General features: G+C 61.8%; 12 protein-coding genes. 4 read left to right on the top strand and 8 right to left on the bottom strand.

All coding sequences use genetic code 11. The annotated features are described in order from the left end of the window. The first annotated feature begins 213 nt into the window (after positions 1–213). Together FXO12_RS23200 and FXO12_RS23195 are read left to right on the top strand one after the other, a co-directional pair. Complete coding sequence (locus FXO12_RS23200; RefSeq protein WP_019818009.1) at positions 214–570, top strand: hypothetical protein; 357 nt, start codon at positions 214–216, stop codon at positions 568–570. Between the two features lie 172 nt (positions 571–742). After that, complete coding sequence (locus tag FXO12_RS23195) at positions 743–1,240, top strand: GreA/GreB family elongation factor (protein WP_057975513.1); 498 nt, start codon at positions 743–745, stop codon at positions 1,238–1,240. On the opposite strand, the gene gdhA is transcribed toward FXO12_RS23195, so the two are convergent. The 7 genes from gdhA to FXO12_RS23160 form a co-directional block, all read right to left on the bottom strand. Next, on the bottom strand, positions 1,237–2,574 hold the full coding sequence (gdhA, locus tag FXO12_RS23190; protein ID WP_057975514.1) for an NADP-specific glutamate dehydrogenase: 1,338 nt from the start codon (positions 2,572–2,574) through the stop codon (positions 1,237–1,239). The two genes, FXO12_RS23195 and gdhA, sit on opposite strands and share 4 nt — an antisense overlap. 350 nt (positions 2,575–2,924) lie before the next feature. Continuing rightward, positions 2,925–3,815, bottom strand: coding sequence for a phosphoenolpyruvate mutase (gene aepX, locus FXO12_RS23185; protein ID WP_032904173.1), 891 nt, complete (start codon positions 3,813–3,815; stop codon positions 2,925–2,927). Positions 3,816–3,863: 48 nt separating this feature from the next. Further along, positions 3,864–4,709, bottom strand: a complete 846-nt coding sequence (locus tag FXO12_RS23180; RefSeq protein WP_057975515.1) for a hypothetical protein — start codon at positions 4,707–4,709, stop codon at positions 3,864–3,866. A 24-nt stretch (positions 4,710–4,733) separates the two neighbouring features. Continuing rightward, entirely contained in the window at positions 4,734–5,963 is a 1,230-nt protein-coding gene (locus FXO12_RS23175; RefSeq protein WP_057975516.1) for a pyridoxal phosphate-dependent aminotransferase, read from the bottom strand. 39 nt (positions 5,964–6,002) lie between these two features. Continuing rightward, positions 6,003–7,220: an MFS transporter gene (locus FXO12_RS23170; RefSeq protein ID WP_057975517.1), complete on the bottom strand. Its 1,218-nt coding sequence runs from the start codon at positions 7,218–7,220 to the stop codon at positions 6,003–6,005. Positions 7,221–7,253: 33 nt separating this feature from the next. Then, positions 7,254–8,078, bottom strand: coding sequence for a hypothetical protein (locus FXO12_RS23165; RefSeq protein WP_019818016.1), 825 nt, complete (start codon positions 8,076–8,078; stop codon positions 7,254–7,256). Between the two features lie 35 nt (positions 8,079–8,113). Next, positions 8,114–9,307 carry an MFS transporter gene (locus FXO12_RS23160; protein ID WP_034126956.1) on the bottom strand — a complete coding sequence of 398 codons (1,194 nt, stop codon included), beginning with the start codon at positions 9,305–9,307 and terminating at the stop codon, positions 8,114–8,116. Between the two features lie 95 nt (positions 9,308–9,402). Here FXO12_RS23160 and FXO12_RS23155 point away from each other — a divergent pair, with 95 nt between their 5' ends. Beyond that, positions 9,403–10,332, top strand: a complete 930-nt coding sequence (locus FXO12_RS23155) for a LysR family transcriptional regulator (protein ID WP_057975518.1) — start codon at positions 9,403–9,405, stop codon at positions 10,330–10,332. Positions 10,333–10,398: 66 nt separating this feature from the next. Here the strand turns inward: FXO12_RS23155 and ettA are convergent, their stop codons facing one another. Then, positions 10,399–12,063 (bottom strand): energy-dependent translational throttle protein EttA, encoded by a 1,665-nt coding sequence (ettA, locus tag FXO12_RS23150; protein ID WP_014720011.1) that lies wholly within the window; start codon positions 12,061–12,063, stop codon positions 10,399–10,401. Positions 12,064–12,348: 285 nt separating this feature from the next. Here ettA and FXO12_RS23145 point away from each other — a divergent pair, with 285 nt between their 5' ends. Further along, complete coding sequence (locus tag FXO12_RS23145) at positions 12,349–16,200, top strand: bifunctional diguanylate cyclase/phosphodiesterase (protein ID WP_057975519.1); 3,852 nt, start codon at positions 12,349–12,351, stop codon at positions 16,198–16,200. Positions 16,201–16,218: the final 18 nt, after the last annotated feature.

Genomic DNA, 16,218 nt, shown 5'->3' with positions numbered 1-16,218 from the left:
AGCGCTCGCTCTCTGTAGGAGCGAGCTTGCTCGCGAAAAACTCACAAACGCCGCGGTTATTCAGGAAACACGCGTTATCGTTGACGTTTTTCGCGAGCAAGCTCGCTCCTACAGTTAAGTCCGGCACATCCCTCTGACACCCCTTTCACATACAGCTGACAAATCCCCTTCTAGACTCTCCTTATCAGCCGTTAACCGGCCAGGGAGTACGCCATGTGGCGGTATGCGGTCATGCTGTGCGCGGTGGTGGGGTTGTCGGGTTGCCAGTCAACCCATCAGGAATTGCTGGCCAAAGGTTACCCACCCGCCTTCGCCGATGGCTTCGACGACGGTTGCAGCAGCGGTCGCCAGGCCGCTGGGGTGATTACCGGGGCGTTTCGCAAGAATGTGCCGCGCTACCTCAAAGACCGGCCATACGCCGAAGGTTGGGAAGATGGGTTTCGCCAGTGCAAGGCCATGCGCGAGAGCCAGGAACTGCGCGATTACGAGGAAAACCGCAGGGACGACCGCGAACGCGATTGGCAGCAGGAAAAAGATCGTGACGCCGCCAAAGCCTATCGCTCACGCTGATCGTTCCCACGCTCCGCGTGGGAATGCCGCCCTGGACGCTCCGCGTCCGCTCGCGAGGTCGTGACGCGGAACGTCACAGGATGCATTCCCACGCGGAGCGTGGGAACGATCAGCGCCGGTGGGAACGAACAGGCAGCGAACGTGGCCCAACCTTCATAGGAAGGAGAACGCCATGAGCCGAGCTTTTGTAAATGAAGATAACGCGGCGGCCCAGGCTGATCAGCCGGTGGAGCGTCAGGTCAGCGCGCAACCTAACCGCCTGACCGCGCAAGGGTTGGCGCAATTGCAGACCAAGGTGGCACAGTTGCAAGGGGAGCACAGCGACGAAGCCGCCAAGGGCGAACAGGCTGATAAACAGCGTCAGGCTGACCTTGAGCGGGACCTGCGTTACTTCAACCAGCGGGTGCAAAGCGCTCAGGTAGTCGCGCCGGCCACGTCCACCGACAAGGTGCAGATCGGCAGTTGGGTCACGTTCGCCAACGAGCAGGACGAACAGCAGCGCATCCAGTTGGTCGGTGAAGACCAGGCCGATGCCACCGCAGGCTTGATCAACTGGGGCTCACCCCTGGGCCGTGCCTTGTTGGGCGCCCAGGTGGGCGACGAGGTGCTGTGGCAGCGCCCCGTCGGCGATCAGTTGATCGAAGTGCTGCGCATCGAACCCGAGGCCTAGACGATACCCTGGGCCAGCATCGCGTCAGCCACTTTCACGAAGCCCGCGATGTTCGCGCCCTTGACGTAGTTGATGCGGCCGTTTTCTTCACCGTAATGCACGCAGGCATGGTGGATCGACTGCATGATGTTGTGCAGCTTGCTGTCCACTTCCCCGGCGGTCCACAGCAGGCGCATGGCGTTTTGCGACATTTCCAGGCCGCTCACCGCCACGCCCCCCGCGTTGGACGCCTTGCCCGGCGCAAACAGGATGCCCGCGTCGATGAAGATATCCACAGCCTCCAACGTGGTCGGCATGTTCGCGCCTTCGGCCACGCAGAGGCAGCCGTTGCGCAGCAAGGTGCGCGCAGCGTCGGCGTCGAGTTCGTTCTGGGTGGCGCAGGGCAGCGCGATATCGCAGGCCAGTTCCCAAGGCGCCTGGCCTTTGCGGAACTCCAGGCCGAAACGTGTGGCCAGTTCACTGATACGCCCGCGCTGTACGTTTTTCAGCTCCAGCAGGGCCGACCATTGTTCTTCGGTCAAGCCGCTTTCGGCGTACAGGGTGCCTTCGGAGTCCGACAGGGAAATCACCTTGCCGCCCAGGTCCATGACCTTGCGCGCCGCGTATTGCGCCACGTTACCGGAGCCGGACACCGCCACACGCTTGCCTTCAACGCGCTGACCTTGGCGTTTGAGCATTTCCTCGGCGAAATACACACAGCCGAAACCGGTGGCTTCCGGGCGGATCAAGCTGCCGCCGTAGGTCATGCCCTTACCGGTCAGCACTGAGGTGAATTGGTTATTCAGGCGTTTGTACTGGCCGAACAGGAAGCCGATTTCCCGTGCGCCCACACCGATATCACCGGCCGGTACGTCCACGTCCGCACCGATATGGCGGTACAGCTCGCTCATGAATGCCTGGCAGAAGCGCATCACTTCGGCGTCGCTCTTGCCCTTGGGGTCGAAGTCCGAGCCGCCTTTGCCGCCGCCCATGGGCAGCGATGTCAGGGAGTTCTTGAAGGTCTGTTCGAAGGCGAGGAATTTCAGCACACCCAGGTTGACCGAAGGGTGGAAGCGCAAGCCACCTTTGTAGGGCCCAATGGCGCTGTTCATCTGGATACGGAAACCGCGATTGACCTGGACCTTGCCGTGGTCATCCACCCACGACACCCGGAACGTGATCGCGCGCTCCGGCTCGCAGATGCGCTCTAGGATGCCCGAGGTCAGATAGTGCGGATTGGCTTCAAGAAAGGGCCACAGGCTGCGTAGGACTTCTTCTACAGCCTGGTGGAATTCCGGTTGGTCCGGGTCGCGTTTCTTGAGGCGGGCAAGGAAGGAATCGACGGATTCGGTCATGAACAGTCTCGGCAAATTGATTGTTGTTAAACGGAGATTGAGCCGGACTTTATCAATTCGTTTCGCACCGTGACAGGGCAAAATGTCGCTTTTGTGAAATCAAATGGTGCAATAAGTATAAATAACTGCCTTCTTTTGCCCTTAAATGGGGATTTCACTCTGAGTTTTGCACCAACAGGTAGGCCGCCATCGCAGGCAAGCCAGCTCCCACATTTGATCGAGTACACCGGTCATGTGGGAGCTGGCTTGCCTGCGATGGCGGCGGTGCAGTTACAGATGCAGCGACTGACCCAACGCTTTCGCGAGCAAGCCCGCTCCCACAGCATTTGCCCACAGACTCGCGCAGGGCACTAGCGCGTGCCGGGCACCAGGTCGAGTATCTCGTCGATGCCCAGGCAACGTGGCTCCAGCTCCAGCGTCCTGCCATTGGCGAGGATTCCGACGGCGGTATCGCGCATGGCCAGGTAGGCACTGCGCAACATGTGATTGGCATAAATCACCGCGTTGAAACCTGCTCGCTCCAGCACCTCGAACTTCAGGTGAACATAGCTGGTCGGCACGCAAATCAGCGGTACTCTGGGCCGCTGCAGGCGAAACTGCCGGGCGAATTCCAGGATTTCCAGGCCATCCTGCTTGCGGCTGTGGATCATGATGCCATCCGCCCCCGCCTCGACATACGCCAGGCACCGCGCCATCGCCTCTTCCATGCCGCGATCCAGGATCAAGCTTTCACACCGGGCAATCATCATCAGCCCTGAGCCGGTGCGACTCGCACAGCCGGCCTGGAGCTTGGCGCAAAAGGCCTCGATGGACTCCTGCGCCTGGTCGACCTCGATACCCAAGAGTGAATTCTTCTTCAGGCCGCATTTGTCTTCGATCACCACCGCCGAGACGCCCGCGCGCTCCAGCATCTTGATATGAATCGCGAAATGTTCGGCCTTGCCGCCGGTATCGGCATCGAATATCAGCGGCAGCGAGCACACATCGAATATTTCGCGAATCCCCGGCAATCGGTTACTGGGCGAAAGAATTTCGATGTCGGGTAACCCGCGCTGGGTCGAGTCGGTCAGCGAACTCGACCAGATGGCGTCGTACCCCACCGTATGCCCTGGGCTGATTTCCAGCCTGGCGCGCTGCGCGAGCAACGCCGATATCGGGCTATGGGCTTCGAGTACACGCAGGCAACGGTTGCTATCCAATAGCGCCGACAGAGGGCGTCGGCGCGCTTCGGTATCCATCATAGGGTTCAGGCTCCTTATCAGCGGCACAACAAGGGTTATCGAACAGCCTCAATCCCAGGCAGGCTGTTCGCACTTGAGCACCGACGCCATCTTTTGCAGATGTTCGCAGGCCCTGGCCACGTACTCCCTGGAGAGCCGTGCGATACGCGCGTAATCCACGGCCTGCCCGGTGGCGCTGGCATACAGCCGCAACGCCTCAGCGGCATGCTTGAAGTGGCGTGCTTCCACGCTGCCGCAATGCACGCTGAGAAAACTCGCGACGCGGCTGGCCTCACCGGCGCTATAGCCCCGCACATCGCGCAACCACTGTTTCCATAGCGGGGTCATCAGGTTGTATTCGCCGGTATTGAACAACTCCGTCATGGCCATCATTTCCAGCGCTTCGATGAGCAGCGGCGCCAACGGGCGCTTTTCCCCCACCCAACCGGAGAATTCCTTGGTAATCGGGTTGAGGAATTTGTCTTGCAGGCGCCATTCATCGGAGCCGCAGATGGCCGAAGCCATGCGGTAATACAGCTTGGAGTGGTGCGGATGCCCATGCATTTCACCCAGCCCGATGTCCTCGACAATGATCTCCCCACAATGGGCCGCCGCTTCGAGCATTTTCAATCGGGCGTCGTCCGCCAACGATGCCGACTCCTGGAGGATGCGCACGATGATGCTCGAGACGGCATGGGCGGCGCCGTCCGGGCTACGCCAGCCACAGAAGAACGTACACAGTGACGACTCGCTCCAATTACTGGAGGTCATGTCGACATAGGTCTCGCAGTACGTGTCCAGCGCGGCGGTTTGACTGTTGAAACCGCTGAGCAGGGCCTGGGCCAGATGTCCGTCCTCGACATCCACCAGCGCCTGGTTCACGTATCCGATAAATTGGCGGCTCAGATTTTCCACGGCTCATATCCTTTTAAGGTGGGGTTAATGCGCAACGATTTCTGACATGAAACGAGCGAAGCGTGTGAGGCCCTCAATCAGCGCTTCACGCTCAACGGCGTAGGAGATACGGATGCTGTTGCCGTCACCACAGCCAGAGCCTGGCACTACCGCGATATGGGCCTCGGTCAATAACAGATCGGCCAAGTGGTCGACGTCACGAATAACGGTGCCCAGGTAGCGCCCCCCCAACTTGCGGGACACATCGATAAACAGATAGAACGCCCCTTCCGGCGGGGCGCACCGAATGCCGTCGACATGCCCCAGGCAGGTGCAGGCCGCAAGCAATTGCTGGTCGAGGAAGGCATTGACCTGGCGGGTAAAGTGCGGCGCGTCCGCCATCAGGCTGCCGAGCGCGGCATATTGGGACAGGCTGCTGGGGTTGGACGTCGTATGCCCTTGCAGGTTGTGCATGGCGGCGATGACTGGGGCGGGCGCACACGCATACCCTACCCGCCAGCCGGTGACCGCGTGGCTCTTGGAAAACGAATCGACCAGTACCGTCTGATGTTTGAGCGGCGCAAACAGCGACACGATGTTGTGATGCTCATGGGGCGCGCGCACCAGTTTGCGGTAACACTCGTCGAACACCACCCAAAGCCTGTGTGCGAAGGCGAGCCGGGCAATACCCAGCAGTTCTTCGCGCTGATAAACCGTGCCCGTCGGATTGTTCGGGGTGTTGATCACAATCATCCGGGTGCGCGGGGTCAGGGCCTTCTGGACCGCTGCGCAGGTGAGGCGATAGTCATCCGCAGCCGTGTCGACATAGACGGGAACGCCACCGGCCAGTTGGATCTGGGTAGGGAAGGTTTCCCAGTACGGCACCGCGACGATGACTTCATCCCCCGGATTGAGCAGCACCATCGCGGCGTTATACAGCGCCTGCTTGGCACCCGCGGTCACCGCTATTTCATCGGCGGCGTAATTCACCCCGCAGCGCTGAGTGACCTGCTGCGCCAGCGCGTGGCGAAGCTGGGGCAGGCCGATGGGCGGCGTATACCGGTTGCGGGCAGTGGCGAGCGCATCGGTCGCGGCGGCTTTCATCACCGGGCAGGCATCGAAGGACAATTCGCCAGCGGCAAAGTTGACCACGTTGATGCCGGCTTCTTTCAAGGCATTGGCTTTACTGCGCATGCTGGACGTGCCGGGGGCGCTGAGACGTTGCGCACGCTGGGACAACGGCAATGACACGGCAGACGGTTCACTGTTATTCATTGTTATACCTGCCAGAACACGCTGAAAAATTCGTTCGCCCTACCGGGCTTGGGCCTCCAGCCCTTGCTGAACCCGCCAGGACAGCGGCAAGGTCAGCAACAGGGTGGCGGCCAGCAACAGGACGGCCATGGGCACACCGGTGGCATCCCCAAGGCTGCCGAACAGCACCGGCGCCAAGGCGCCGCCACCGATGGTGCCGGTGTAGAACACGGCGAACGCCTGGTCGCGCCTGCCCGGCCCTGCCAAGTCCGGGACTGCGCCGTACAGCACCGACGACGTGCCGTTCAGCGCCAGCCCCAGCAGCGGCAACATCACCATCAAGCCGGCGTAGGGCAAGTACACCGCCATGACGATCAGCACGGCCGTGGTGAACTCCGTGGCCCATACCGTTTTCATCATGCCGATGCGCGCACCGAGGTAACCGCACAGCAATTTGCCGAAGGCGCCGCCGACGAACAGCATCGTCAGCGCCAGACCGATGCCCGCAGGCCCGGCGCCCTTGGCCTTGAGCAAGAACGGCAGGAACGTGAGAAACCCCATGCGCACGGCGCTGTCCAGCGTGCCGGTCACGATCAGCGCACGCAGGCCGCTCGCAGAGCCGGCGCCGGCGCTCGTACGGGCGGCTTTCACCGGCGCCGCCGAAGCCTCGGCGCGTGCCGGGATCAGCCACCACAACAGGCCTGCCGCCAGCAGCCCGAGTACACCCAGCAGGGTGACACTGGCGCGCCAACTGATGACCGCCAGCAACAGCCCGATCAACCCCGGGATCAGAGTCTTGCCGATATCGCCGCTGAAGTTGTACTGCGACAGCGCTTGTTTGACGCCCCCTCCGGCCTCGTGCGTATCGGTGATCAACGACGAGGCCAGCGGGTGCTGCGTACTCGCGCCGAGCCCGCCCAGCAGCAGCGCCAACAGCAACACGCCCAGCCCGCCAGCCTGGCCGGCCAGGAGGTAGGCCAGGCCCGCCAACGCAGTGCCACCTACCAGCAAGCGTTCACGCCCCCAGCGTGCGGCAGCACGGCTGGCCAGTAACTGAAAACCGGCCATCATGCCCGCGTAAGCACCGCGCAACAGGCCGATCTGGGCGTAGCTGAGGCCGAACTGCGCTTGCCAGATCGGCAACAGCACATAAATCACATCGGTCAGCCCATCGTGCACGGCATGCGCGCCGCAGCCTGCCACCAGAGCGCGGCGACGCACGCTGACCGGGTCAGGCGGCGACAACGATGGCGTTGCGGTCTGCTTCAGGGTGTTCATCTGGGTCAGAGGCTCTCAGGCAAAAAGGCCGGGTTAACCCAGCAACTGCGCACAGTCGCTCATCACACTGGCTTTACGCTGCAGGTATTGAGCAAAAATGTCGCGCGCCGTGGCGGGGTCCACTTCAATCTGCATGGCAGTGGTGAACTCATTCACCGCCGCCACCGCATGGGCGAAATGGTTGCTCTCGGTACCGCCGGTGTGCACCGTGACCCAGGCCACCGTCGCCCGGGATTTCTCCGGCGGCACGCCCATGTCCCGCACGAACCACTGCGAGTACAGCGGGTGGATGAATTCCACTTCGCCGTGGGTGTACACCTCGTGGATCAACGTGGTCAGCAACCCCTGCAACAGGTCGCGATCACGCAGGCGGCGGGTGTCGGTCCAGTCTTTGAACGCCTGTGCCGAGGGCAGGCAATTGTCCTTCAATATCCATTGGTCATCACCGCACAGCGCGGTGGCCATGGTGTAGAACAGGTCCGCGTGCAAGGTATTACCCAACGCGCCCAGATCTTCATCGGTGATGCGTTGCAGGCTGCCGCAGGCGCGGTACAACTGCGCGGCGGCCGCGGAGCCTTCATCGGAGCGCGCCAGCAAGGTAATGCGGTTGGCCAGGCCGGACACACTGGCCGCCGAATTATTGGTCTTGGACCAACTGGCGAAGAACTTGCGCAGTACCGCCGGCGAATGCCGACGCGAGGTGAGTCGCGCAAAAGCGTCTTCGATATCCACCAGTGCGTCTTCCTGAGCCCAGAAGGCTTCGAACAGCGCGTGGCGCAAGGCACCGGCCGGCATGTCGTTCAATACCGGTTCGATGAGCTTCAACAACTGGCTGCGCTTGATCACGGTGTTAGTCATGTTCACCTCTCATAGTCCTTTATTGGATGAAAAAATCAGGCTGGTTTGCCGCGTTGTTCGACGACCTGGGCCTGGGGCTTTACCGGTTTCCAGCCCAGCAGGGCAATCGCCAGCGACAACAGCTGAAAACCTGCGACCAACGCCACGCAGCCCGGCCAGCCCCATTGATTCCAGAGCATGGCCGGGGCCACGGCGCCGGCGCTGCCGCCCAGGTAATAACCGGTCAGGTACAGCCCCACGGCGCCGGACTTGTCCGGGCCTGCCGTGGTGGCGATATACGCATTGGCGGATGCCTGTGCCAGGAATACGCCGGTCGAACTCAGGGCCAGCCCCAACACGATCAGCCACAGGGACGGCAACAATGTCAGCGCCGAGCCACAGATGCCGAGCGCCACAGCGCCGGTCAGTAACTGCGATTGTGGTCGCGATTTGCTCAAGCGCCCCGCAACAGGAATGACCACCAGCGCCAGCAGGAACACCGCATACAAAGTGCCCAAGGCTGCGGCGCCCAGGTTGAACGGGGCCTGGCTGAGATACAGCCCGGCATAGGTAAAGGTTGCGACTTGGGAGAACAGCACGCAGAAACCGACGCCATAGGCCGCCAGCAAGGGTTTGCGCAGGAGCCGGCGCACCCCGTGCATGCCCACGGCCGCAACGCCGGGCCGCGCCACCGGATTGGCCGGCAACAGCCACACAATCAGCAGGCCGACCAGCAGGCTGATCACCGCCAACAGTTCGAAGGCTTCGCGCCAGCCCACATATTGGGTCATGACCCCCGAGACAAAGCGCCCGGCAAACCCACCGAGCACCGTCCCCGCGACGTACAAACTGGTGATCTCGGTGACCGTGGCCGCACGCCAGCGATCACCGATATAAGCCACGCTGGTGGCGAACACCACTGGGATCAACATCCCTTCGACAAAACGCCACACCAGCAGCTCGGCAAAACTGTCCACATAGGCCGTCAGCAGCGTCGGTAGCGCCAGCAGCAATGCGGCCACGGCAATCACCGTGCGCTGCTCGAAACGGCCGGTCAGGCGCCCGACAAACGGCGCGGTCACCGCCACCGCCAGCGTGGTCACCGTAATGCTCCACCCTGCCTGCCGGGCACTCACCTGGAAGCTTTCGGCAAACGCAGGCAGGATGCTCTGTGTCGCATAAAGATTCAGAAACGCCGCACAGCCACACAGGAACACGGCGAAGCGGGCGTGATGCATGCGCGGGTTCATGTGGCCTCTCGTCTTATAGTCGAGGATGTTTATAGAATACCCAGCGCAGCGAACACCAATACCGAATTCGGACCGATCAATACCCAGGAAACAGAATGCTTGATCTACGCAAGTTACGTTACTTCCTGACGGTCGCCGAAGAGCTGCACTTCGGCCGTGCGGCCCAGCGCCTGCACCTTGCCCAGCCGCCTCTGACGCGGCAGATTTCGGCCCTGGAAACCGAGCTTGGCTTTCGCCTGTTCGACCGCACCAGTCGTACGGTCACACTGACCGCCCAAGGCCAGCACTTTTTGCCGTATGCCCGCGCAGCACTGGAACACGCCAGGCTTGCACAAGACATCGCCGCCAAACTGGCTGCCGGCTCGACCGGCCAACTGGTCGTAGGCTATGCCAGCTCGATCGCGTTGTCGGAACTCTTCAGCCAAACCCTGCAAGCCTTCGCCCAGCGTTTTCCCGATGTGCAACTGACCCTGATGGAGAGCGCTTCCGGCAGCCTGCACACGCACGTGCTGGACGGGCGCATCGACGTCGGCATGAGCCGCCTGCTGCCGGAGGCCGGGCAAACCGGCGTCGAGGCTTTGTCCTTGGGGCAAGAACCGCTGGTGGCGGCTCTTTGCAGCGACAACCCGCTGGCGGAGCAAAGCGAAGTCACCCTCGCCCAGCTCAGTGAGTACCCGTTGATTCTGTTCCCCAGCGATTACGGTTCGGGCCTCAACGGCTCCATCGAGCACCTGTATCAACGCCGTGGCCTGGCGCTGCGCCCGGGCCCTGCGGGGCGCCAGATCACCTCGATCATCGCCCTGGTGGCGGCAGGCCAAGGTGTCTCGCTCGTGCCCCAGTGCACCCGCACCCTGGCCAGGAAAGGCGTGGTCTACCGCCCCTTGGCAGACCCCGAAGCCTGGGTACACCTGCTGATACTCACGCGCTCACCGTCACGCTCATTGTTAGTCGAGGCGTTCATGGGGGTGGTCGAAGAATTGCTGCGCAGCCGCCCGGCCCTGGCGCCCACGACGCTTCCGGCATAACGCAGGCAAAAAAATACCCCTGCGTGAGGGGTATTTTTTCAACAGGCTGTTGCGGCTATTGCAGCATCAGGCCAGCTTTTTGTGACGCACACGGTGCGGCTGGGCAGCGGCCTCACCCAAGCGCTTTTTACGGTCGGCTTCGTACTCGGTGTAGTTACCTTCGAAGAACACCGCCTGGGAGTCATCTTCGTACGCCAGGATGTGGGTCGCGACGCGGTCAAGGAACCACCGATCGTGAGAGATCACAATGGCGGCGCCCGGGAAGTCCAGCAGGGCTTCTTCCAGGGAACGCAGGGTTTCAACGTCGAGGTCGTTGGACGGTTCGTCGAGCAGCAGGACGTTGCCGCCCTCTTTCAGGGTCAGGGCCAGGTGCAAGCGACCGCGCTCACCACCGGACAGGTCCTTGACGAACTTCTGCTGGTCGCCGCCCTTGAAGTTGAAACGGCCGACATAGGTGCGCGACGGGATTTCATAGTTGCCGATGCGGATCTGGTCGGAACCGTCGGAGATCTGCTGGAACACAGTCTTGCTGCCGTCGAGGTCGTCGCGGCTCTGGTCCACACAGGCCAACTGCACGGTGTCACCGATCTCGATGCTGCCGGAGTCCGGGGTTTCCTTGCCCATCAGCATGCGGAACAGTGTGGATTTACCCGCACCGTTACCGCCGATAACACCGACGATCGCGCCTTTCGGCATGGCGAACGACAGGTTGTCGATCAGCACGCGGTCGCCATAGCCTTTGGTCACGTTCTTGAACTCGATGACCTTGTCACCCAGGCGCGGACCAGCCGGGATGTAGATCTCGTTGGTTTCGCTGCGCTTCTGGAATTCCTGCGACTGCATTTCTTCAAAGCGTTGCAGACGAGCCTTGGATTTGGACTGGCGGGCCTTGGCGCCTTTGCGCACCCACTCCAGTTCTTCCTTCATGGCTTTTTCGTGGGCCGATTGCTGCTTGGATTCGGCGGCCAAACGGTCGGACTTGGCTTCCAGCCAACCGGAGTAGTTGCCCTCGTAAGGGATACCGGCGCCGCGGTCGAGTTCGAGGATCCAGCCGGCAACGTTGTCCAGGAAGTAACGGTCGTGCGTGATCGCAACCACGGTGCCCGGGAAATCGTGCAGGAAGTGCTCCAGCCAGGCGACGGAATCGGCGTCCAGGTGGTTGGTCGGTTCGTCGAGCAGCAGCATGTCAGGGGCCGACAGCAGCAGGCGGCACAGGGCCACACGACGCTTCTCACCACCGGACAGGTGTTCGACCTTGGCGTCCCAGGCTGGCAGGCGCAGCGCATCGGCGGCGACTTCCAGTTGGCGCTCCAGGTTGTGGCCATCACCCGCCTGCAGGATCGCTTCGAGCTTGGCCTGTTCGGCGGCCAGCTTGTCGAAGTCGGCATCCGGTTCGGCGTAGGCGGCGTAGACCTCGTCCAGGCGGGCCTGGGCGTCCTTGATCACGCTGACGGCTTCTTCGACCACTTCACGCACGGTCTTGGTCGGGTCCAGGATCGGCTCTTGCGGCAGGTAGCCGATGTTCAGGTCCGGCATCGGACGGGCTTCGCCTTCGAACTCGGTATCAACGCCCGCCATGATTTTCAGCAGGGTGGACTTACCCGAACCGTTGAGGCCGAGCACGCCGATCTTGGCGCCTGGAAAGAAGGACAGTGAAATGTTTTTCAGGATTTCCCGCTTCGGCGGAACAACTTTTCCCAGCCGATGCATGGTGAAGACGTATTGAGCCATGGTGAACCTAGCGTCAGTGACTGATGAATTAAGCGGACGAAGCCCGTGCCAGGCCATGCGCCGCGCGGGCCTTTGACTATCATCAATGCCAGCGAGCAAAAAAAGCCTGAATGTCTGGGGCTGGAACGCCCCCGCGTAACCGGCAAAGCTACCTGAATGCGCTGGGGCAGTCCAGCCAGGCAGGACTGGCACTTTGCCACAACTCAAGGCATGCTAGCCGCCCTTCGGGCGTCCGGCTTATAGTGCACGTCGCGCGCCAGTCCAGCCAAACCGCAGGATCACAGTTTGTCCAACGTCACGCCGCCCACGCCCTTGCGCGCCGCTCATATTGCGCCGGGAGCGCCCCTGCACGGCACCTTGAAAGGCGCGTTGGCGACGCTTGTCCTGCTGTTGCTCGCCTTGTTGTTCTGGCAACTGTTGGACCAATTGCAGCAGAACCAGAAAAACCAACAGCAATACACCATCGACTACAGCGCCGACCTGGCCGAGCAGATCAGCCAGAGCATGGCCCTGAGCGCGCAGATCGCCCTGAACCTGTTGCCGATTGTCGAGCCGCCGCGCAACCCCGAACAGCAGCAGGCCCTGATGCGCACGTTGCAGCGCTCACTGCCGGACCTGCGCAGCTTCGCCCTGCTCGCCCCCAGCGGCGCACTGATCAGCGACACTGCCGAAGGCAGCCAAGACAGTGCCCTGCTCGAAGACCTGGTCAAGCGCAGTCACGCCCAGTCCTACTACCTGAGCAACGACAATGACGGCACGGTCATCTATCTGTTGCTGCACCAACCCAGCGGTGGCTCCAAGGTGTACTGGGCCTTGCGCCTGGCGCCCAATTATCTGGCCAACCTCACGCGCCAGGATGTCCAGGGCCAGCGCCCGATGTGGGCGATCGAGAACAGCCTGAACCATCGTGTGGTCAGCCGTGACAGCGGCATGCCGGCGCAGTGGTCCGGCGCCCTGACCCCGGAAGAATTGAACCGCAGCGTGCTGGTCACGCCGTTGAGCAAAAGCGATTGGCAACTGCGCGGCATGTTTGACCGCAGTGCGGTGCTGGAACAACTGCTGCCGGCCTTTATCGGCAAGTGCCTGCTCGGCCTGGCGTTTTCGCTGATCCCGGTGATCGTGCTGCTCAACATGCGCCGTCGCCAACGCCAGGTGAACGAAGGCCGGCGACGCTACCAGGACATCTTCGAAGGCACCGGCGTCGCGTTGTGCGTGTTGGACCTGTCGGGGCTCAAGGCGTTTTGCAACAAGACCCAGGTGCAAAGCCGTGAGCAGTTGCACGCCTGGTTGCAGGCCAACCCCGCCGAGCGCAAGCAACTGCTCAAGGAGTTGCGCGTCACCGAGGTCAACCAGATGGCCGTGCGCCTGCTCAACGTCGCGTCTTGCGAGCAGGCGTGGGAGCGCCTGATCGATGATTGCCCGAGCAATGCCACGTCCATCGGCTATCAGGTGCTGGAAGCCGTACTGACCCGGCAAAAACAGCTGGAGCTGGAAATCCAGCTCAACGACGTGGCCGGCAACGAACAGTACCTGTGGCTGGTGATGCGTTTGCCGGAGCAGCAGGATGACGTCAAGGCCGTGATTCTCAGCATCAGCGACATCACCAGCCGCAAGCTGATCGAGTTGTCGCTGGTGGAGCGTGAAAGCTTCTGGTCGGATGTGGTGCGCACCGTGCCCGATCACCTGTATGTGCAGGACGTGATCAGCCAGCGCATGATTTTCAGCAACCATCACCTGGGTCACACCCTGGGCTACAACAAAGCCGAACTGCAGCAAATGGGTGAGTACTTCTGGGAAATCCTGCTACACCCCGAAGACGCCGAGCACTACCATGACGCGCGCGAACAGCAACGCCAGGTCGGCTATACGACCCAACTGCACTGCCAACTGCGCTTTCGCCACCGCAATAACCAGTGGCGCCGCTTCGATATCCGCGAACAGGCGCTGGCCCGCGATACCTCTACGGTGGTCACCCGGATCATCGGCGTGGCCAAGGACATTACCGACCAGATCGAGGCCAGTGAATCACTACGCGACAGTGAACAGCGCTACCGGATGCTGGCCGAAAGCATCAGCGACGTGATCTGCTCCACCGACAGCCAACTGGCCCTCAACTACATCAGCCCCTCGGTCAACACCGTCCTGGGCTATGACGTGGACTGGGTGTTCAAGAACGGCTGGCAGTCGATCGTTGCCAACCCTCAGCAGTTGACCGGCATTTACAGCCTGATGGAACAGGTCAGCCGCGCCCTCGGCAACCCCGACGCCTTGAAGACCTTGCGCGATGAAGTCCAGACCCAACTGTTTCTGTTCGACTGCCTGCGCGCCGACGGGCGCAAAGTGCCGATCGAACTGCGCCTGGTGCTGGTGTGGGATGAACATGGCGCGTTTGAAGGCATCCTCGGCGTGGGCCGCGATATCAGCCAGCAACGACGCGCCGAAAAAGACCTGCGCATGGCAGCCACGGTGTTCGAACATTCCACTTCGGCGATCCTGATCACCGACCCAGCCGGTTATATCGTGCAGGCCAACGAGGCGTTCAGCCGGGTCAGCGGCTATGCGGTGAGCGATGTGCTCGACCAGTTGCCCAATATGCTCACCGTCGATGAGCAGCAGGAAGCCCATCTGCGTTATGTGCTCAAGCAATTGCACCAGCACAGCACCTGGGAAGGCGAGGTGTGGCTCAAGCGTCTCAATGGCGAGCATTACCCGGCCTGGGTCGGCATTACCGCGGTGTTCGACGACGAAGGCGACCTGGCCAGCTACGTGTGTTTCTTCAGCGATATCAGCGAGCGCAAGGCCAGTGAGCAGCGCATCCACCGCCTGGCCTACTACGACGCCCTGACCCACCTGCCCAACCGCACCCTGTTCCAGGACCGCCTGCACACCGCGTTGCAGTCCGCCGAACGGCAGAAGTCGTGGGTGGTGCTGATGTTCCTCGACCTGGACCGCTTCAAGCCGATCAACGACTCCCTCGGCCACGCGGCCGGCGACCGGATGCTCAAGGAAATGGCCACGCGCCTGCTCGGTTGTGTGGCCGAGGACGACACCGTGGCGCGCATGGGCGGCGACGAATTCACCTTGCTCCTGCAACCACGGGTCAGCCGCGATATGGCGCTGAACCGTGCGATCCATGTGGCCGAGCAGATCCTCGCCAGCCTGGTCAAACCTTTTGTGCTGGAGGGCCGCGAATTCTTCGTGACCGCCAGTATCGGCATCGCCCTCAGCCCGCAAGACGGCAACGAGCTGAGCCAATTGATGAAAAACGCCGACACGGCGATGTATCACGCTAAAGAGCGCGGCAAGAACAACTTCCAGTTCTACCAGGCCGACATGAACGCCAGCGCCCTGGAGCGCCTGGAACTGGAAAGCGACCTGCGCCACGCCTTGGACCAGAACGAATTCGTGCTCTATTACCAGCCGCAATTCAGCGGCGACGGCAAACGCCTGACCGGCGCCGAAGCCCTGCTGCGCTGGCGCCACCCGCGCCGTGGACTGGTACCGCCCGGGGACTTTATCCCGGTACTGGAAGAGCTCGGGCTGGTGGTGGATGTGGGCGACTGGGTGATCGGCGAAGCCTGCCGCCAGCTCAAGACCTGGCACCAGAACAAAGTGCGCGTGCCGAAAGTATCAGTGAACATCTCGGCGCGGCAGTTCTCCGACGGCCAGTTGGGCACGCGCATCGCCACCATCCTCAAGGACACCGGCCTGCCGCCGGCGTGCCTGGAGCTGGAACTGACCGAAAGTATCCTCATGCGTGAAGTCAACGAAGCCCTGCAGATCCTCGCCAGCCTGAAAAACCTGGGCCTGAGCATCGCGGTGGATGACTTTGGCACCGGCTATTCGTCGCTCAACTACCTCAAGCAATTCCCTATCGATGTGCTGAAGATCGACCGCACCTTCGTCGACGGCCTGCCCTCGGGTGAGCAGGACGCACAGATTGCCCGGGCGATTATTGCCATGGCCCACAGCCTGAACCTGGCAGTGATCGCCGAAGGCGTGGAAACCCATGAGCAGTTGGACTTCCTGCGTGAGCATGGCTGTGATGAGGTGCAGGGTTACCTGTTCGGGCGGCCGATGCCGGCGAATCGGTTTGAGGTGCAGTTCAGTAATGATGCGCTGTTCATGTTTGACTAAAAGCTGTGCCGGGGCTTC

It is taken from the genome of Pseudomonas sp. J380, from assembly GCF_009827115.1.
Taxonomy (GTDB): Bacteria; Pseudomonadota; Gammaproteobacteria; order Pseudomonadales; family Pseudomonadaceae; genus Aquipseudomonas; species Aquipseudomonas paracarnis.
This window is presented reverse-complemented; position numbering and strand designations above follow the sequence as displayed.